Genomic DNA, 18,987 nt, shown 5'->3' on the forward strand with positions numbered 1-18,987 from the left:
CGAAGAGGAACCAACGATTTCCATGGCTATCACTGCCGCTGATGTGAAGAAGCTCCGCGACGCCACCGGCGCGGGCATGATGGACGCCAAGAAGGCCCTCACCGAGGCCAACGGCGATTTCGACCAGGCCGTTGAGGGCCTGCGGATCTCGGGTCTGGCCAAGCAGGCTAAGCGCGCCGACCGCGAAGCCACCAACGGCATCGTCGCGGGCCGCGGCGGTGCGCTGATCCAGTTCGCAGCCGAGACCGACTTCGTGGCGAAGAACGCCGAGTTCGTCGGGCTTGCCGACGAGATCCTGTCTGCTGTACTCGAGTCGGGCGCGACCGACGTCGCCTCCACCAACGCGGCCACGCTGCCCTCGGGCACGACCGTCGAGGACGCCGTCAAGGAGCTGGGCGCGAAGATCGGCGAGAACATCTCCGTGGCCAACGCTGCCAACTTCGACGGCGAGACCCACCTGTACCTGCACCGTCGCGCTGCTGACCTGCCCCCGCAGGTCGGCGTCCTCGTCGAGTACACGGGCGACTCCGCTGCTGCCCACCAGGTGGCCATGCAGATCGCCGCGATGTCGCCGCAGTACGTGACGCGCGAGGATGTCCCCGCGGATATCGTCGAGAACGAGAAGCGCATCGCCGAGGCCACCGCCAAGGAGGAGGGCAAGCCTGAGGGCGCCATCCCGCGCATCGTCGAGGGCCGTGTCGGTGGCTTCTACAAGGACGTCGTCCTGGTCGACCAGCCCGCCGTCTGGGAGGACAAGAAGACCGTCGGCGACGCCCTCAAGGCGTCCGGCACCGAGGTCCAGCGTTTCGTGCGCTTCTCGGTCGGCTGACCGGCAGTCTGCACAAAGATTGCGGGACGTGCGTCGTGGCCATCGGCCGCGGCGCACGTTTCGCGTTCTCGGGCCACGGGTCACACTCCGGAGCAGCGGGGGGTGCACTTCCAGTAGAGTGGCGGGAGCCGCGTCCCACCATGCGGTAAACCTCGCCATGTTCCCGGTCCAGGAGGAGTCCCAAGTGGCCTACCAACGCGTACTACTGAAGCTGTCGGGAGAGGTGTTCGGCGGTGGCAAGCTGGGCGTCGACCCCGTGGTCGTCGCCAGCATCGCCAAGGAGATCGCCGAGGTCGTCCGGTCCGGCACCCAGGTTGCGGTCGTGGTGGGCGGAGGCAACTACTTCCGGGGCGCGGAGCTCACCACCACCGGCATGGCGCGCGACCGGGCCGACTACATGGGGATGCTCGGTACCGTCATGAACTCGATCGCGCTGCAGGACTTCTGCGAGAAGGCCGGCATTGAGACCCGGGTGCAGTCCGCGATCAATATGGCGCAGGTCGCCGAGCCGTACATCCCGCGTCGCGCGGAGCGTCATCTGGAGAAGGGGCGCCTCGTCATCTTCGGTGCAGGCTCGGGCATGCCCTACTTCTCCACCGACACGGTCGCCGCCCAGCGCGCGCTCGAGATCGGCGCCGAGGTGCTGCTCATGGGCAAGCAGGGCGTCGACGGCGTCTACAACAAGGATCCGCAGGCGCATGCCGACGCGGTGAAGTTCGAGAATCTGACGTACGACCAGTTCCTCACCGAGGACCTCAAGGTCGCTGACGCCACCGCGATCTCGCTCGCCCGGGACAACGACCTCAACATCGTCTTCTTCAACCTGTCGGTGCCCGGCAACATCGCACGCGCGGTGGCCGGCGAACCGATCGGTACCCTCGTCAGCCGAAACCCAGCACAACAGTAGGAGCATCATGATCGCCGAAATCCAGAAGGAAGCCTCGAACAAGATGTCGTACGCGGTCGACCACGCCCGCGAAGACCTGGCCACGATCCGGACCGGACGTGCCCATCCCGCGATGTTCAACAAGATCCAGGCCGACTACTACGGAGCGCCCACGCCGCTGCAGCAGCTGGCGACCTTCACGTCGACCGACCCCCGCTCGATGATGATCACCCCCTTCGACCGCAGCGCCATCGGCGCAATCGAGAAGGCCATCCGCGAGGCCGACCTCGGCGTGAACCCCAGCAACGACGGCAACGCCGTCCGCATCGTCATGCCGCAGCTGACAGAGGAGCGCCGCAAGGAGTACATCAAGATGGCCAAGGCCAAGGCTGAGGACGCCCGCATCGCGGTGCGCAACGTCCGTCGCCACTCCCACGATCAGCTCAAGAAGCTGCAGAAGGACGGCGAGATCAGCGAGGACGACCTGAGCCGGGCTGAGAAGGCGCTCGACGCGTCGACGAAGAAGTTTGTCGAGAGCATCGACGAGATCCTCAAGCACAAGGAAGCCGAGCTCAACGAGATCTGATGAGCGACGCGCCGGCGACCAGACCGACCTCGCGCGCCGGCCGGGACCTCCCGGCGGCGATCGGGGTCGGTGTGGCGTTGTTCGCTGTGCTCGCGATCGGACTCATCTGGGTCCACTGGCTGTTCATCGCGCTCGCCACCGTCGCCCTGTGCCTGGGGGCCATCGAGGTGGCACGTGCCCTCAGGCTCAAGCACATGCACGCGGAGACCGTCCCCATCGTTGTGGGAACCGGTCTGAGCGTGCTGGGCGGCTACCTGGCCAGCGTCATCGATCTCAGGATCGAGCCGACGACCTTCGTCGTGATCTGTCTGGCGGGAACCCTGTTCGCCTCGTTGGCCGCGCGCCTGCCACGCGGTGCCCACGGGTTTGTCCGGGACGCGGCGGCCAGCGCCTTCGTGATCGCCTACATCCCTCTGCTGGGGGTCTTCATCCCACTGCTCCTGGGCTCGAGCCTCGGGGCTCTGCGGATGCTGACGGTGATCGGTTGCGTCGTGGCAGCCGACGTCGGCGCCTACGCGTTCGGAGTGTTGTTCGGCCGGCACAAGATGGCCCCGACCATCAGCCCCAGCAAGACCTGGGAGGGGCTCGCCGGAGGCGTGATCACCGCCATGGCGGTGGGAGTGCTCGCCTCGGTCTTCCTGCTGGGGGCGCCCTGGTGGGTAGGCCTGCCGCTCGGCCTGTTCGTGTCGCTCGGAGCGGTGCTGGGGGACCTCGTCGAGTCGCTCATCAAGCGCGACGCGGGGCTCAAAGACATGTCCAACTTCCTGCCCGGACACGGCGGGGTCATGGATCGACTCGATTCGATGCTGCTGGCCGTCCCGGTAGGCTGGCTGATCCTGCACCTCGCGCTCGGCCTCTGACCCGAAAGGCACGCCAATGTCTGGCTCCCCGCTTCCCCTTGTCTTCGATGCGCCCGCGCGCGGCAAGGCGCCCAAGCACTGGCTCGATCTGACCCCCGACGAGCGGCGCGAGACCGCGGAGAAGCTCGGCCTGCCGCGATACCGCGCCGACCAGATCTCCCGCCACGTCTTCGACCGACTCGAGGACGACGCGACGCACTTCACCGATCTTCCCGCTGCCATCCGGGAGGACCTCGCCGAGCAGATCTTCCCGTCACTGCTGGAACGGGTGACCACTCGAACGGCCGACAAGGGGGCCACCGTCAAGACGCTGTGGAAGCTCCACGACGGCTCGCTGTTGGAGTCGGTCCTCATGCGCTACCCCAACCGCTCCACCCTGTGCATCTCGTCCCAGGCGGGCTGCGGCATGGCGTGCCCGTTCTGCGCCACCGGCCAGGGGGGCCTCAAGCGGAACCTCAGCCAGGCCGAGATCACCATCCAGGCGCTCGCCGCCAATCAGATGCTGACCAGGGGTGAGGTGCCCGGGACGACCGGGCGGCTCAACAACATCGTGTTCATGGGCATGGGCGAGCCGTTGGCCAACTACAGGGCGGTGCTCGGCTCGATCCGAACGCTGCTGGCACCGAGCCCGGACGGCTTCGGCATGAGCGCCCGCGGGATCACCGTGTCGACGGTCGGCCTGGTCCCGCAGATCAGAAAGCTCACGGAGGAGGAACTGCCGCTGACGCTCGCTGTGTCGTTGCATGCCCCCGACGACGAGTTGCGCGATGAGATCGTACCCGTCAACAACCGCTGGAAGGTCGCGGAGGTCGTCGATGCGGCTTGGGACTACGCACGCACGACGAAGCGCCGCGTGTCCATCGAGTACGCGATGATGCGCGACATCAACGACCAGGTGTCTCGCGCCCACCTCCTCGCCGACATCCTGAAGCGACGCGGCGACTGGGGATGGGTCCACGTCAACCTCATCCCGCTCAACCCCACCCCAGGGTCCAAGTGGACCGCCTCCCGCAAGGAGGACGAGCGTGCCTTCGTCGCCACACTGGAACGCAGGGGAGTCCCCGTGACGTTGCGCGACACCCGAGGATCCGAGATCGACGGCGCCTGCGGCCAGCTCGCCGCCACGGTCGAGGCGTCCTGAGGAGAGGGTCCAGTCTCACTCCTCGTCGAATCATGGGCGGCTGACGGGATCCGGGGTGGCGATCTGTAGGATCAGGCGCGCCATACCCCGACCCTAAGGAGTACCCAATGGACCAGAAGCTGGAAGGCGTCTACGACGCCGTCGTGGCTCGGAACCCCGGGGAAGCCGAGTTTCACCAGGCCGTCCGGGAGGTGCTGGAAAGCCTCGGCCCGGTCATCGACCGGCACCCGGAATACCTCGAAATGAAGATGCTCGAACGCATCTGCGAGCCGGAACGCCAGATCATCTTCCGCGTGCCGTGGATGGACGACAAGGGCGAGGTGCACATCAACCGTGGTTTCCGCGTCGAGTTCAACTCAGCGCTCGGCCCCTACAAGGGCGGACTGCGGTTCCACCCCAGCGTCTACCTGGGCGTCATCAAGTTCCTCGGCTTCGAGCAGATCTTCAAGAACTCCCTGACCGGTCTGCCGATCGGCGGCGGCAAGGGTGGTTCCGACTTCGACCCGCGCGGCAAGTCGGACTCCGAGGTGATGCGGTTCTGCCAGTCCTTCATGACGGAGCTCTACCGCCACCTCGGCGAGTACACGGACGTTCCCGCGGGTGACATCGGCGTCGGCGGCCGCGAGATCGGCTACATGTTCGGCCAGTACAAGCGCATCACCAACCGCTACGAGTCGGGCGTCCTCACGGGCAAGGGCATCGCCTGGGGCGGGTCGCTGGTCCGCACGGAGGCGACCGGCTACGGCACGGTGGTTTTCGCCAACGAGATGCTGAAGACGCGTGGCGAATCGATCGACGGCAAGAAGGTCATGGTCTCGGGCTCGGGCAACGTGGCCATCTACGCGATGGAGAAGGTCCGCCAGCTCGGCGGCCTGCCCATCGGCTTCTCCGACTCGTCCGGCTACGTGGTGGACGAGGCGGGCGTCGATCTCGACCTGCTCAAGCAGATCAAGGAGATCGAGCGGGGGCGCGTGTCGGACTACGCCGAGCGCCGGGAGTCCGCCAGCTTCTCCGATCGCGGCTCCATCTGGGACGTGCCGGTCGACGTGGCGCTCCCGTGCGCCACGCAGAACGAGCTGAACGGCGAACAGGCCGCCACCCTGGTCAAGAACGGTGTCAAGGCCGTGGCCGAGGGCGCGAACATGCCGACCACGCCGGAGGGCATCCACGTCTTCCAGCAGGCTGGGGTCCTCTACGGGCCGGGCAAGGCCGCCAACGCCGGTGGCGTGGCGACGTCCGCGCTCGAGATGCAGCAGAACGCCAGCCGCGACTCGTGGACCTTCGAATACACCGAGGAGCGGCTGACCGACATCATGGTCAACATCCATGACCAGGTGGCCACGACCGCGGAGAGCTACGGAGCGCCTGGCGACTACGTCATGGGGGCGAACATCCACGGCTTCGAGAAGGTCGCCAACGCCATCCAGGCCTTCGGCCTGGTCTAGGAGCCGGTCGGGGCTTCACCCCAGAGCGTGCGGTAGCGCCGGATCCGTTCAGGATCCGGCGCTTCGCCGTATCCACGCCAGAACGCGTCATCCAGCCCGGACCCGAAGTTCCACTCCAGTGACCAGGACGCGATGGCCAGGTCCGCCCAGCGGTCCGCCACCCCGAGCTCGCCCATGTCGACGTGACCGGCGAAGGCACCCTCGTCGGTGAGGATCGTGTTGGGGGCGCACGCATCGCCGTGAACGACCACCAGCACGTCGATATCGTCCTGGACCCCGATCCAGTCAGGGGTCCCGAAGGGACAGTCGTCGGGGTCGAGGCTGTGCAACCTCGCATAGCCCTCGCCGATCGCGAAGGCAGCGCGCTGAGGGTCGGCCTTCCACCGTGGCGAGACCGCGTTGCTGCCGACGAGGGCGCCGGTGACGATCAGCCAGCCGTCGTCGGTCTCCTCATAGTCGAACATCCGCGGGCTGGGATGGCGGCTGGACAGCCAGCTGAGGCGCTCGGCCTCCGGCTCCAGGTCGTCGGGGCTCCACTTCGCGTAGAGATCCTTGGTGTCGTCGGCGACGAGACGGGCCGTGATGCCCCCGGCCTCGTTGCGCCAGACCAGCTCGGCCACGCGGCGGCCATGCGCGGCCGCCCAGTGGGTGATGGCGAAGGGGACGGGGGTTCCGGGCGGGGGAGCGGAGGTGAGCGTCATGCCCACGATCATGGCAGGCCGGGTCAAGTGATCCGTCGCTCTAGGAGCGTTCCCTAGACTGATGGGGTGCGCACCATCGTCCTTCTCGGCAGCACCGGCTCGATCGGTACCCAGACCCTCGACGTCATCTCCTCGCGACGCGACCAGTTCAGGGTCACCGGCCTGTCAGCCTCCGGCGGAAACCTGGAGCTGCTGGCGCGGCAGATCATCGAGTTCAAGCCGGACGTCGTGGCTCTTGCGAGGGCGAGCGCAGCCCAGGAGCTCCAGCGGCTGCTCTACGCGGAGGCCGACAGGCACGAGTGGAACCAGGGCGGTTACCAACTGCCCAAGCTGCTCCTCGGGCCCGACGCGTCCACCACCCTCGCCGCGCAGGGCGCCGACGTCGTCGTCAACGCCATCACCGGTGCCGCCGGCCTCGGCCCGACCCTGGCCGCTCTGAAGGCCGGGAGCACTCTGGCGCTGGCGAACAAGGAATCGCTGGTCATCGGTGGGCGGCTGGTGACGCAGGCAGCCGCCCCGGGTCAGATCGTCGCGGTCGACTCTGAGCATTCCGCCTTCGCCCAGGCGTTGCGTTGCGGCCGAGCCGACGAAGTCCGCAGGCTCATCCTGACGGCCTCGGGCGGTCCGTTCCGGGGAAAGACCGGCGAGGAACTCGTCGACGTCACTCCCCAACAGGCGATGGCCCATCCCACCTGGGACATGGGCCGCGTCATCACGATCAACTCCTCGACGCTGGTGAACAAGGGTCTCGAGCTCATCGAGGCGGCACTGCTGTACGACGTCGACTTCGACGACATCGTTGTGACCGTCCATCCCCAGTCGATCGTCCACTCCATGGTGGAGTTCCATGACGGTTCCACGATCGCGCAGGCCTCGCCGCCCGACATGCGGCTGCCCATCGGCATCGCGCTGACCTGGCCCGAGCGCCTCGCAGACGCCGCACAGCCCTGCGACTGGAGCACGGCCAGCAGCTGGACGTTCGAGCCCCTCGACTCCGAGACCTTTCCCGCCGTGGAGATCGCGCGGGTGGCAGGCAAGGCCGCCGGCACAGCCCCCGCGGTGTACAACGCAGCGAACGAGGCCTGCGTCGACGCCTTCTGGGAGGGCCGCATCGGCTTCCTCGACATCACCCGGATCGTCGGCCAGTGCGTCGACGAGCACCTCGACCGCGGTCACGTGACCGATGACAGCCTCACCGTTGACGACGTGCTGGCTGCGGACGCGTGGGGCCGCGCGCGGGCGGCCGAGATCTGCGGGGTCGCGGCGTGACCGTCCTGCTGACGGTGCTGTTCGCGCTGCTGTTCTTCGCCCTGATCATGGCCTCGATCGCCCTGCACGAGGTCGGTCACCTCGTCCCCGCGAAGCTCTTTGGGGTGAAGGTGACGCAGTACTTCGTCGGCTTCGGCAAGACGCTGTGGTCCTTCCGCCGGGGCGAGACCGAGTACGGCATCAAGGCGTTCCCGCTCGGCGGCTACGTCCGCCTCGTCGGCATGTACCCGCCCCAGAGGCACCGTGCGGACGCGAAGGGACGGCTGGAACGCCTCGCCGACCAGGCCCGCGCCTACGAGTGGGAGGACATCCGGCCCCAGGACGACGGCCGCCTCTTCTTCCAGAAGAAGACGTGGCAGAAGGTCATCGTCATGCTCGCGGGGCCCGCGATGAACGTGCTCATCGCCTTCGTCCTCTTCCTCGGCATCAACGTCTTCCACGGAAGCTACGAGCCGACGCTGACCGTGGAGCAGGTGTCCGAGTGCGCGGTGCGCGCGGACCGCGCCGATCAGACCTGCACCCAGGGCGATCCATCGACCCCCGCAGCCCTCGCCGGCGTCTCGACCGGTGACGTCCTCGTGTCGTTCAACGGCACCGAGCTGACGTCCTGGGAGCAGATGGGCGACCTCATCCGCGACAATCGCGACCAGCCCGCGACGGTCGTCGTGGAGCGCGACGGGGAACTCGTCGAGCTGCCCACGGTCAACACCGTGCTCAACTACGTCCCCGACCGGCTCGACCCGACACGGATGGTCGAGGCCGGCTTCTTCGGCGTCTCGCCCGCCACGGCGTTGGTGCGCGGCGGTCCGGTGGCCACGGCTCAACAGATGTGGACGCTGACGAAGCAGTCCGCCGTCGCTCTGGCCAGCTTCCCGGTGCGGATCTACAACGTGGCCGCGGATCTGGTCACCGGCCAACCCCGCGACGTCAACTCTCCGCTCAGCATCGTCGGCGCCTCCCGCGTCGCGGGAGAGATCGGCACCACCGACAGCCTGGAGGCCACCGAGAAGGTGGTGACCTGGGTGTCGCTGCTGGCCGCGGTCAACCTCTTCGTGGCGCTGCTCAACCTCGTGCCGCTCCTCCCGCTGGACGGCGGGCACGTCGCGGGTGCGGTGTACGAATGGCTGCGGCGGGTCCTGGCCAGGATGAGCGGACGGCCCGACCCGGGACCGGTCGATACGGCCAAGGGCCTGCCGATCACCTACCTGGTCGGCGGCTTCCTCCTCCTGGGCGGTGTGGTGCTGATCCTGGCCGACATCATCAGCCCCATCCGCCTGTTCTGAAGCCGCGGGGGCTCACTCCCGGCGGGCGTCGCGCTGGAGGATCGGAACCCACCGCGCGCGCGATAGGCTTGGTCGCATGTCAGTGAAACTCGGTATGCCCGCCGCACCTGCTCCTACCCTGGCCCCTCGCCGGCCCACCAGGAAGATCCAGGTCGGCAAGGTGGCCGTCGGTGGCGATGCGCCGATCAGCGTCCAGTCCATGACCACCACCAAGACCACCGACATCAACGCCACGCTGCAGCAGATCGCGGAGTTGACCGCGACCGGCTGTGACATCGTCCGCGTGGCCGTGCCGAGCCAGGACGACGCGGAGGTGTTGCCCATCATCGCGATGAAGTCGCAGATCCCCGTCATCGCCGACATCCACTTCCAGCCGAAGTACGTTTTCGCTGCGATCGACGCCGGCTGTGCCGCAGTGCGGGTGAACCCCGGCAACATCAAGCAGTTCGACGACAAGGTGGCCGAAATCGCCAAGGCCGCCGGCGACGCAGGGGTGAGCCTTCGCATCGGCGTCAATGCCGGCTCGCTCGACAAGCGACTGTTGGCCAAGTACGGCGCACCGACGGCGGAGGCGCTCGTCGAGTCCGCCCTCTGGGAGGCGTCCCTGTTCGAGGAGGTCGGCTTCTACGACTTCAAGATCTCCGTCAAGCACAACGATCCCGTCGTCATGGTGCGCGCCTACGAGCTCCTGAGCGAGAAGTGCCAGTACCCCCTCCACCTCGGCGTCACCGAGGCCGGCCCCGCCTTCCAGGGGACGATCAAGAGCTCCGTCGCCTTCGGTGCGCTGCTCAGCCAGGGCATCGGCGACACGATCCGTGTGTCGCTGTCCGCCCCTCCCGCCGAGGAGGTCAAGGTCGGGCTCAAGATCCTCGAGTCACTCAACCTGCGCCCCCGCAAGCTGGACATCGTCTCCTGCCCCTCCTGCGGACGCGCGCAGGTGGACGTCTACACGCTCGCCGAGCAGGTCACCAAGGGGCTGGAGGGCATGGAGGCCCCGCTCCGCGTCGCCGTCATGGGCTGCGTGGTCAACGGACCGGGAGAGGCGCGTGAAGCCGACCTCGGAGTGGCCTCCGGCAACGGCAAGGGCCAGATCTTCGTCAAGGGTGAGGTCATCAAGACCGTCCCCGAGGAGGAGATCGTCGAGACACTGCTGTTCGAGGCGCGCAGGCTCGCCGCCGAGATGGGCGAACTGGGCCAGCCCGAGGTCTCCGTCTCCTAGAGTTATCCTCCATGACACCCCGGTTGCGCGCACTCGGAGGCGCCGACCGGCACGAGGCGCTCGCCTTCCTCGCAGAGAGCCCGATCGAGAACCTGTTCCTCGCCAGCAAGATCGCCGCGTACGGGATCGACCGTCGTCGGCTGGGCAACATCCACGCCTTCGAGCGTGACGGGCGCATCACGTCGCTGCTCCTGGACGGAGGGACGGTCTTCGTCGCAGGCTTCGACCCGGAGGCGCTGCCTGCGTTCGTGGGCCAGTTGGGGCCCGTCCGACGCTGCTCGTCCATCCTGGGGCCGTCGGTGTCCGTCCTGGGACTCTACGTCGGTCTGTCGGAGCGGTGGAAGGGGTCCTGGGGCAACGTCAGCAATATCCGCAAGCGTCAGCCGTTGATGCTCCTCGAGCAGCCGCCCGAGGCCGAAGCGGACCCGAGGGTTCGCCAGCTCACGCGCGACGACTACACCAGCTACCTCGACGCCTCCGTCCACATGTACACCGAGGAGATCGGCAGTTCGCCGTTCAAGTACGGCAGCGGCTACGAACGCTTCGTGATGCAGCGCCTGGTCGACCGCGACGCCTACGGCATCGTCGAGGACGGCAAGGTGATCTTCAAGGCAGATCTGGGGCCGAAGCTCGGCCGCCAAGCCCAACTGCAGGGGGTCTGGGTGGACCCGGCGCTCCGTGGCACCGGGCTGAGCGTCCCCGCCCTGTCCGGCATGCTGCGCCTCGCCATGGTCCGCTACCCCCAGATGAGCCTCTACGTCAACGACTTCAACGCGCCCGCCATCCGAGCCTACGAGCGTCTCGGGTTTGCGGAGATCGGCGCCCTGGCGACGGTCCACTACTGACGGTCCGCGCTGCGCGCGGCCGGGCCCGATCGTCCCGCTACAGTTGGGCGCGTGATATCGAAGCTCTCCACCCTGTTCGTCCGTACCCTCCGCGACGACCCTGCGGACGCGGAAGTGCCGAGCCACCGCTGGCTGGTCCGTGCGGGCTACATCCGGCGCGCCGCTCCCGGCATCTACTCCTGGCTCCCGTTGGGGCTGAAGGTGCTGCAGAAGGTGGAGCGGATCGTGCGCGAGGAGATGGACGCGATCGGTGCTCAGGAGGTGAGCTTCCCGGCGCTGCTGCCGCGCGAGCCCTACGAGGAGACCGGCCGCTGGAACGAATACGGCGACCTCCTCTTCCGCCTCAAGGATCGCAGGCAGGCCGACCTGTTGCTGGGCCCGACGCACGAGGAGATGTTCACGCTGCTCGTCAAGGACCTCTACTCCTCCTACAAGGACCTGCCGATCTCGCTCTACCAGATCCAGACCAAGTACCGCGACGAGGCGCGTCCCCGCGCGGGGCTGCTGCGCGGGCGCGAGTTCATCATGAAGGACTCCTACTCGTTCGACATCGACGAGGCGGGTCTTGAGCAGAGCTACCAGCTCCACCGCCAGGCCTACCAGCGAATCTTCGAGCGTCTCGGCCTCGACTACGTGATCGTCTCCGCCATGGCCGGCGCCATGGGCGGCTCGCGCTCGGAGGAGTTCCTCGCCGTGGCGGACAACGGCGAGGACACGTTCGTGCGCTCGGCTGGTGGCTATGCGGCGAACGTGGAGGCCGTCCGCTTCGCCGCCCCCGAGGCCCTGCCCATCGCCGACGCGCCGGCCATGGCGGAGGTGGCCACCCCCAACGCTGGCACGATCGCCGGCGTGGTGGAGATCCTCAACCGCGACGTGCCGCTGGCCGACCGTGCCTGGACCGGCGCCGACACGCTGAAGAACGTGCTGTTCAAGGTGACCGAGCCCGACGGCCGCGTCCGCGCGCTCGCCGTCGGCCTCCCCGGCGACCGCGAGGTCGACGTCAAGCGGCTCACCGCAGCCCTCGAGCCCGCCGAGGCCGAGCCCTTCACCGCCGACGACTTCGCCGCCTACAGCGACCTGGTGGGGGGCTACATCTCGCCGGTCTCCCTCGACGGCACCCGGGTGCTGGGCAAGGAATCGACCACCCGCATCGAGTACCTCACCGACCCGCGCGTTGCGGAGGGCACGTACTGGGCCACGGGCGCGAACCGTCCCGACACCCACCTCACAGGGGTGACGGTGGGTCGCGATTTCACCCCCGACGGCGTCATCGACGTCGCGGAGGTCCGCGAGGGCGACCCGGCCCCGGACGGGTCGGGCCCCCTCACGCTCGCCCGCGGGATCGAGATGGGCCACATCTTCCAGCTCGGACGCAAGTACGCCGAGGCCCTCGGCCTCAAGGTGCTGGACCGCAACGGCAAGCTCGTGACCGTGACGATGGGCTCCTACGGCGTGGGAGTCTCCCGTGCCGTCGCCGCCGTCGCCGAGGCCACCTGCGATGACAAGGGCCTGTCCTGGCCCCTGGCGCTGGCGCCGTACCAGGTCCAGCTGCTGGCCACCGGCAAGGACGCGTCGGTCTTCGAGGAGGCCGAGCGGATCGCCGGGGAACTGTCGCAGCAGGGCCTGGACGTGCTCTACGACGATCGCAAGGCCAGCCCCGGGGTCAAGTTCGCCGACTCGGAGATCATGGGAATGCCGCTGATCGTGGTCGTCGGGCGCGGCCTGGCGGACGGCAAGGTCGAGTTGCGCATCCGCTCCACGGGGGAGAAGCGTGAGATCGCCGTCGCCGACGCGGTCGCCGAGGTGCTAGCCGCGGCCGGACGGTAGGGCCCCGGGCAGGGCCGGCCTCGCGGTCTGGGTCCACAGTCCGGCGGCGACCACCATCGCGGCGACAGCCAGGCCCGCCCACAGCGTCAGCCCTCCCGCCATGACCAGGGCGACGGCTGCCAACACCCCTGAGACCAGGGACCAGATGGCGGGCGCCCAGACGAACCGCTGCCCGGCGGACCGCCACTTCAGAAAGCCCAGCACGGCGGCGGCCACCGCCGCCAGCGCGGCGGGAAGTGCGAGGAACGCGCCGTCGGTCACCAGCGTGGGAGACCACCACGAGTGCCCCGCGTCGCCGTGGGGGAAGGTGGGCGCAACCATCAGCCCCAGGCCCACCAGGGACGAGGTGAGGCCGCCGATCATCCAGCTCTTGCGTGATTCCGCGATAGTCATGCGACCCATCCTGGCCAATATTCCAGCGCCGCGCCGAAGTTCTGAGCTGCCGGCACCTGCAGCAGGAACGTCTCACGCCACTGCGGGGCCGGGTCAGCGGCCACCAGGCGACCGAACGCCTCCAGCAGTCGCAGTTCCAGCTCCGCCCACCCTGCGCGAATCGACTCCGCCGTGTCCATCGCCGTGGGAAGCGCGAACGCTGCGGGCTGCCCTGGTTCGGCCGTCGCCGGCAGCATCTCACGGAGGTCGTTGCGCAGCACCCGTGCCTCGTCCAGGCGCTCAGACCCGGCGCCGATGAGGGGATCGTCGCGGTCGAGCCGTCCGAGCCCCACTCCGAGGCCGTAGATGAGCGCCCACACGTGCCCCAGCACGACCGGAAGCGACGCCTCGAGAGTCGTGTCCTGCAGGGGTCGCGGCTGGGCGTCTCCCGCCACGGGGGCCTGCGCCCGCGAGCGGAGCCCGACGGTGGCGGCCGCGACGGAGGCGTACAGGAGCCGTAGCTCGGGATCCGGCGCGGCGGCGGCTGCCGCCTCGAGCGGGGGGAGCGTCCCGTCGATGGAGGAGGCCAGCGCCGTCTCGGCGGCGGCGAGGTCGGTGTAAGTGGTCGGCGTCGGAACCGTCACATCGAAGGACTCCCGCGGTTCAGCGCCGAGCGGATCGAGCGCCACAAGCCTGCCCAGATGGTCGTCCGTCTGGGCCTTCGCGGCGACGGCCCAGGGCTGCTCCGGCCAGACCGGGCTGTCGATCAACGAGCCGAGCACTGCGGCGAGCTCCGCCACCGAGGCTGCCGCCTCGGCCGCCTCGGGAGCCTGGACGGGCGGTGTGGGGGAGGGTGCCGGTCGGGGAGTCCCTGTGACGACCGGGCTCGCCGCGCAGCCGGACAGCGCAGCGACAGCAGCGCCGAGGGCGGCTCGACGGGTCAGGGACATGCGCCCCAGGGTAGTGGCAATCGCGGGTGGGGGCGGGCGCAGGTATGCTGGGACATTCACAACTGGGCCCACAACCGGATAAAGGAGCGCGTACATGCAGGACAGCCAACTCGCCTCAGTCATTGAGCCGATTCTTGCCAGCCACGGGCTGGAACTTGACAGTCTCGACGTCACCCCCGTCGGGAAGCGTTCCATCTTGAGGATCACGGTCGACGGCGACGGCCCCAGCGGGCGCGGCCCGCTCCTCGACGACATCGCCTCCGCCTCCTCCGCCATCTCGGCGGCCCTCGATGAGAGCACGGCCGTCGGCAACTCGCCCTACACGCTGGAGGTCAGCTCGCGAGGAGTGTCGAAGCCCCTGACCGAGGCCAAGCACTACCGGCGCAACACCGGACGGCTCGTCAAGCTCAACCTGGCCGACGAAACCCTCACCGGGCGGATCCAGGAGGTTGCCGACGACACCGTCACCATCGAGATCGACGGGACCCAGCGGGTCATCGCGCTGGCGGACATCACCAAGGCCGTGGTCCAGGTTGAACTCAACCGCCCCGCCGACGACTTTGACGGAGAGGACGACTGACATGGATGTGGATCTGGCTGCCCTTCGCGCCATCGAGCGCGACAAGGAGATCTCCTTCGACTACCTCATCAAGGCGCTGGAGGACGCGCTACTCAACGCCTACAAGAAGACCCCGCACGCGCTGCGCGGCGTCAAGGTCGAAGTGGACCGCAAGACCGGCAAGGTCTCGGTGCTCGCCCCCGAGTTCGATGACGACGACGAGGTCATCGGCTTCTACGACGACACCCCCGACGACTTCGGCCGGATCGCCGCCGCCACCGCGCGTCAGGTGATCTTCCAGCGCCTCCGCGAGGCCGAGGACGACCAGAAGTTCGGTCACTTCGCGGGCTCCGAGGGCGACATCCTCGTCGGCACCATCCAGCAGGACCGCGATTCGAAGGCGGTGCGGGTCGACCTCGGCACGCTGGAGGCCATCATGCCCCTGGCCGAGCAGGTTCCCGGCGAGGACTACTCGCACGGGCGCCGGCTGCGCGTCTACGTGGTGGCGGTCCGCCGGGAGATGCGTGGCCCGCAGGTTGTGGTCTCTCGCACCCACCCGAATCTGGTGCGCAAGTTGTTCGCACTGGAAGTTCCGGAGATCGCTTCGGGCATCGTTGAGATCATGGAGGTGGCCCGCGAGGCGGGGCACCGCACGAAGATCGCCGTTCGCTCCAATCACGCGGACGTCTCGGCGAAGGGCGCCTTCATCGGGCCCATGGGCCAGCGGGTCCGCGCGGTGACCAACGAACTGGGCGAGGAGAAGATCGACATCGTCGACTACTCGGACGATCCCGCCCGTTTCGTCGCGGCCGCGCTGTCCCCGGCCAAGGTGCTCTCGGTCCAGATCCTCGATCCGGACGCCCGCGCCTGCCGGGCCATCGTCCCCGACTACCAGCTCTCGCTGGCGATCGGTCGGGAGGGGCAGAACGCCCGACTGGCGGCGCGACTGACCGGGTGGCGGATCGACATCCAACCAGACACGGCACCCCAGCGCTAGACCTTACTGAGATTTTCTCAGAGTATTTTTGGGATTCGTTCAGCCAGTTGTTACTCTTAGAGGGCCGGTCGCCTCCGGTGACCCCCTGACTAGGAGATCTTGCTACATGGCACGCAGCTACCTCATCCCCGTTCTCGCCGGCGTCAGCGCGCTCGCGCTGGTCGGTGGAGCGACGGCCGTCTCGGCCCTCGAGAAGAACGACGTCACCCTCGTCGTTGACGGCACCGCCAAGACAGTGGCGTTGCGCGAAGACACCGTGGCTGAGGTTCTTGAGCTCGAAGGGATCGAACTCGGGTCGCACGACGTGGTCCTGCCCGCGGCGGACTCCGAGATCGTGGACGGAATCGAGATCAGCGTCGCCTATGGCCGGCCGCTCGACGTGACGGTGGACGGCGAGAGCCGACGGGTCTGGACGACTGCGCGCAGCGTCGGCGAGGCGCTGCGGATGCTGGACCTTGATGCGTCCACCTCGCTCGTGTCGGCATCCCGTTCCCAGTCCATTGGACGCGCCGGCCTCGAGGTGGACATCCAGACGGCGAAGGACGTCCAGCTCATCGCCGCGGGATCGACGACGTCGATCACGCTTGCCGGCACCGTGCAGGACGTCCTGGACAAGGCCGGGGTCGCGCCCGACGCCGATGACAAGGTGAGCCCGGCGCCCACCACCGCACTGGCCGACGGCATGACCATCCAGGTGGTGGCTGTCGAGGTGAAACAGAGCACCAAGACCGTGGAGCTCCCGTACGAGAAGACCAGCGTGAAGACCGACAAGCTCTACACGGGGGAGCAGAAGGTCACCACCAAGGGTGTCGTGGGGGTCAAGACCGAGACCTACACCGACATCTACGAAGACGGCGTGCTGGTCAGTTCTGAACTGGCCGGCTCCGAGGTGACGAAGCAGCCCGTGGCTCAGGTGACGTCGATCGGGACCAAGGCGAAGCCCAAGCCGAAGCCCGCTCCTGCCCCTGCCCCGCAGAAGACTGAGTCCAAGTCGAGCTCCAGCTCGTCGACCCCTGCGGCGTCGACCTCGTCCAGCGGGCTCAACCTCGCCCGCGAGGCCATGTGGGTGCGGATCGCAGAGTGCGAGTCGAACAACCGCTGGAACATCAACACCGGCAACGGCTACTACGGCGGACTCCAGTTCAACCTGCCCACCTGGCGCTCCGTCGGTGGCACCGACTTCGCCCCGTACCCGCATCAGGCTTCCCGCGCCGAGCAGATCACCGTCGCCAACCGTCTCTACGCCCAGCGGGGCACCCAGCCCTGGTCCTGCGCCTGACCGTCGCGCCGGGACCCGCTCCCGGCGGTGACGTAAGCTTGTCGTCGATGCCTGTCAACCCGCCGTTCACCCAGCGCCTGCTCCGCCCCCCACACAAGTGGGGGCGGTTGCTCGTCGCGCTCCTCCCCGTGACCGTGCTGGGCATCTGGCTCAAGATGTACCGGATCGGAGCCTTCTTCCCGGGGGCGGATGCCTGGCAGACGACGGTGTCGGTGGCTTCCGACGTCGCCTTCGGTACCTCTTGGGTTCTGCTCTGGGTGGCCCTGGCGGCCTTCGGTCCCATCTGGCTGCGGACGCTGAACTTTTTCCTGGCGCACCTCGCCACCGGCGTACTTGGGATCTTCCTGATCGTCAACCACGAGTTCATGTTGCGCACGGGGACCCCCTTGACGCTCGATCGGCTGGTCTACGGCTGGGAGAACCGGGAGGGCCTCAACGAGCTCATCGGGTCCCAGATGAACGCCGTGACCATCGGCCTTCTCGTCGGAGTCCTCCTGAGCGTCAGCGTCCTTCCGCTCCTGCTCGGCCGCTATGTCTCATCCTTCCTGGTCCGCCGACCCAGACCCGCTGTCCGTCGCCTCGGCGTGGTCTCGGCTGTCGCTCTGCTTGTGGCCTCCTTCTGGACTGCGCCGTCCACGTCGGCTGCATTCTCGCTGGCCGCTCCGGTCCAGTTCGCCGTCGCCGAGGTCCGCGAGTCAGCGGCGTACCCGGACCATCTGGCGCCCGCGGGGGAGTTGCCGGACCTTGCGGCCACGACGCTCGATCCGCGGACGGATGAACGACGCAACCTGGTGGTCATCATGCTGGAATCCCAGCGCGCCACCTCGACGCTGCCTCCGACCCGTGAGCCGGTCACGCCGGTACTGGATGCGCTCGAAGCCGAGTCGCTCACGGTGACCCGGGCGTACACCGTCCTGCCCCACACGTCGAAGGCCGTGACCGCCATCCACTGTGGCGTCGCCCCGCCGCTGGACTCCGAGAACACCGAGGCCGACGACGAGGGTCTGCCGGCTCGCTGCCTGCCCGAACTGCTGGCCGAGCAGGGCTACCGGACCGCCTTCTTCCAGTCCGCAACGGAGAACTTCGAGCGCCGCCGCAGCACCGTGCGGAACCTCGGGTTCGACTACTTCCGCGCCGTCGACTCCATGGACAAGCAGGGTTACCACAAGGCCAACTACTTCGGCTATGAAGACGACATCATGCTGCCGCACCAACGGGAATGGCTCGAGCAGAACGCCGATCGCGGCCCCTTCATGCTGAGCATGCTGACCGTCACCGCGCACCACGACTACGTGCTGCAGGGCTACGAGAAGATCGACTTCGTCGACGACCCCATGTTCAACGAGTACCTCAACAGCGTCCACTACCAGGACCGTTTCGTGGGCAAGGTGCTCGACCAGTTCCGCGACCTCGGCCTCTACGACGACACTGTCTTCGTGATTGTCGGCGACCACGGTGAGGGCTTCGGTGAGCACCGGGTCTACCAGCACGACAACACGATCTATGAGGAGGGCGCGCGCGTGCCCCTGCTCATCCACGACCCCCAGCGTGCGGGCGAGGTCGTCGAGGGTCCCGTGAGCCAGGCGGCGATCCTGCCGACAGCCGTCGACGCGCTCGGTTTCGATCTGCAGGCCGAGTACGACTACAAGCCGTCGCTGTACAGCGGGGAGGAACAGGGGCCGGTCATCGCGACCTGCTTCGCCCGGGCGCTCTGCACCACCACCCTCGACGGTGATCTGAAGCTCATCCATCACTTCGGCGACCGGCGCGACGAGGTGTACAACATCGCCGAGGACCCCTTCGAGCTGAACGACCTCGCGGACACGACCGACCCCGCCTGGATGGCTGAGCAGCGGGATCATGCGCTCCGCTGGTACCTCGAATGGGAGACGGTCCACGAGCGCTTCCGCCAGCGCTGACGCGGCTCAAGGGTTCGGGC

The 18,987-nt window shown here is 68.0% G+C and carries 18 protein-coding genes; 15 read left to right on the plus strand and 3 right to left on the minus strand.

The window, feature by feature from the left end; genetic code table 11:
- The first annotated feature begins 22 nt into the window (after window positions 1–22).
- The 6 genes from tsf (at window position 23) to gdhA (ending at window position 5,747) form a co-directional block, all read left to right on the plus strand.
- A complete protein-coding gene (tsf, locus tag RPIT_RS04460) occupies window positions 23–829 on the plus strand; it encodes a translation elongation factor Ts (RefSeq protein ID WP_077341047.1) in 807 nt (268 codons plus the stop codon).
- Window positions 830–986: 157 nt separating this feature from the next.
- Window positions 987–1,736, plus strand: coding sequence for a UMP kinase (gene pyrH / locus RPIT_RS04465; protein WP_077341050.1), 750 nt, complete (start codon window positions 987–989; stop codon window positions 1,734–1,736).
- Between the two features lie 7 nt (window positions 1,737–1,743).
- On the plus strand, window positions 1,744–2,301 hold the full coding sequence (gene frr / locus RPIT_RS04470) for a ribosome recycling factor (protein WP_077341052.1): 558 nt from the start codon (window positions 1,744–1,746) through the stop codon (window positions 2,299–2,301).
- Window positions 2,301–3,161 (plus strand): phosphatidate cytidylyltransferase, encoded by an 861-nt coding sequence (locus RPIT_RS04475; RefSeq protein WP_077341054.1) that lies wholly within the window; start codon window positions 2,301–2,303, stop codon window positions 3,159–3,161. Before frr ends, RPIT_RS04475 begins: the two co-directional genes overlap by 1 nt.
- Before the next feature lie 16 nt (window positions 3,162–3,177).
- Window positions 3,178–4,302, plus strand: coding sequence for a dual-specificity RNA methyltransferase RlmN (gene rlmN / locus RPIT_RS04480; RefSeq protein WP_077341056.1), 1,125 nt, complete (start codon window positions 3,178–3,180; stop codon window positions 4,300–4,302).
- Window positions 4,303–4,409: 107 nt separating this feature from the next.
- Window positions 4,410–5,747 carry an NADP-specific glutamate dehydrogenase gene (gdhA, locus tag RPIT_RS04485; protein WP_077341058.1) on the plus strand — a complete coding sequence of 446 codons (1,338 nt, stop codon included), beginning with the start codon at window positions 4,410–4,412 and terminating at the stop codon, window positions 5,745–5,747.
- Here the strand turns inward: gdhA and RPIT_RS04490 are convergent.
- Complete coding sequence (locus RPIT_RS04490; RefSeq protein ID WP_218121519.1) at window positions 5,744–6,448, minus strand: phosphotransferase; 705 nt, start codon at window positions 6,446–6,448, stop codon at window positions 5,744–5,746. The genes gdhA and RPIT_RS04490 overlap by 4 nt on opposite strands.
- 66 nt (window positions 6,449–6,514) lie before the next feature.
- On the opposite strand from RPIT_RS04490, the gene dxr reads away from it, so the two are divergent.
- The 5 genes from dxr (at window position 6,515) to RPIT_RS04515 (ending at window position 12,891) form a co-directional block, all read left to right on the plus strand.
- On the plus strand, window positions 6,515–7,717 hold the full coding sequence (gene dxr, locus RPIT_RS04495) for a 1-deoxy-D-xylulose-5-phosphate reductoisomerase (RefSeq protein ID WP_077341062.1): 1,203 nt from the start codon (window positions 6,515–6,517) through the stop codon (window positions 7,715–7,717).
- Entirely contained in the window at window positions 7,714–9,000 is a 1,287-nt protein-coding gene (locus RPIT_RS04500) for a M50 family metallopeptidase (RefSeq protein WP_077344205.1), read from the plus strand. Before dxr ends, RPIT_RS04500 begins: the two co-directional genes overlap by 4 nt.
- 76 nt (window positions 9,001–9,076) lie before the next feature.
- The gene (ispG, locus tag RPIT_RS04505; protein ID WP_077341064.1) at window positions 9,077–10,219 is read left to right on the plus strand and encodes a flavodoxin-dependent (E)-4-hydroxy-3-methylbut-2-enyl-diphosphate synthase; all 1,143 of its coding nucleotides are present in this window, start codon (window positions 9,077–9,079) and stop codon (window positions 10,217–10,219) included.
- Window positions 10,220–10,230: 11 nt separating this feature from the next.
- Complete coding sequence (locus RPIT_RS04510; protein WP_077341066.1) at window positions 10,231–11,064, plus strand: GNAT family N-acetyltransferase; 834 nt, start codon at window positions 10,231–10,233, stop codon at window positions 11,062–11,064.
- A 51-nt stretch (window positions 11,065–11,115) separates the two neighbouring features.
- The gene (locus RPIT_RS04515; protein WP_077341068.1) at window positions 11,116–12,891 is read left to right on the plus strand and encodes a proline--tRNA ligase; all 1,776 of its coding nucleotides are present in this window, start codon (window positions 11,116–11,118) and stop codon (window positions 12,889–12,891) included.
- On the opposite strand, the gene RPIT_RS04520 is transcribed toward RPIT_RS04515, so the two are convergent.
- Window positions 12,871–13,284, minus strand: coding sequence for a hypothetical protein (locus tag RPIT_RS04520; protein WP_077341070.1), 414 nt, complete (start codon window positions 13,282–13,284; stop codon window positions 12,871–12,873). The two genes, RPIT_RS04515 and RPIT_RS04520, sit on opposite strands and share 21 nt — an antisense overlap.
- On the minus strand, window positions 13,281–14,213 hold the full coding sequence (locus RPIT_RS04525; RefSeq protein WP_077341072.1) for a hypothetical protein: 933 nt from the start codon (window positions 14,211–14,213) through the stop codon (window positions 13,281–13,283). The genes RPIT_RS04520 and RPIT_RS04525 overlap by 4 nt, the downstream gene beginning before the upstream one ends.
- Window positions 14,214–14,307: 94 nt before the next feature.
- Between RPIT_RS04525 and rimP the strand changes: the two genes are divergently transcribed.
- From rimP to RPIT_RS04545, 4 genes are all read left to right on the plus strand, one after another.
- Window positions 14,308–14,793 (plus strand): ribosome maturation factor RimP, encoded by a 486-nt coding sequence (rimP, locus tag RPIT_RS04530; RefSeq protein ID WP_077341073.1) that lies wholly within the window; start codon window positions 14,308–14,310, stop codon window positions 14,791–14,793.
- A gap of 1 nt (window position 14,794) precedes the next feature.
- Window positions 14,795–15,769, plus strand: a complete 975-nt coding sequence (gene nusA / locus RPIT_RS04535) for a transcription termination factor NusA (RefSeq protein WP_077341075.1) — start codon at window positions 14,795–14,797, stop codon at window positions 15,767–15,769.
- A gap of 106 nt (window positions 15,770–15,875) precedes the next feature.
- Window positions 15,876–17,048, plus strand: coding sequence for a resuscitation-promoting factor (locus tag RPIT_RS04540; RefSeq protein ID WP_077341077.1), 1,173 nt, complete (start codon window positions 15,876–15,878; stop codon window positions 17,046–17,048).
- A gap of 47 nt (window positions 17,049–17,095) precedes the next feature.
- On the plus strand, window positions 17,096–18,967 hold the full coding sequence (locus RPIT_RS04545) for an LTA synthase family protein (protein ID WP_077341079.1): 1,872 nt from the start codon (window positions 17,096–17,098) through the stop codon (window positions 18,965–18,967).
- The last annotated feature ends 20 nt before the right edge of the window (window positions 18,968–18,987 follow it).

This window comes from Tessaracoccus flavus, assembly GCF_001997295.1.
GTDB classification, from domain to species: Bacteria; Actinomycetota; Actinomycetes; order Propionibacteriales; family Propionibacteriaceae; genus Arachnia; species Arachnia flava.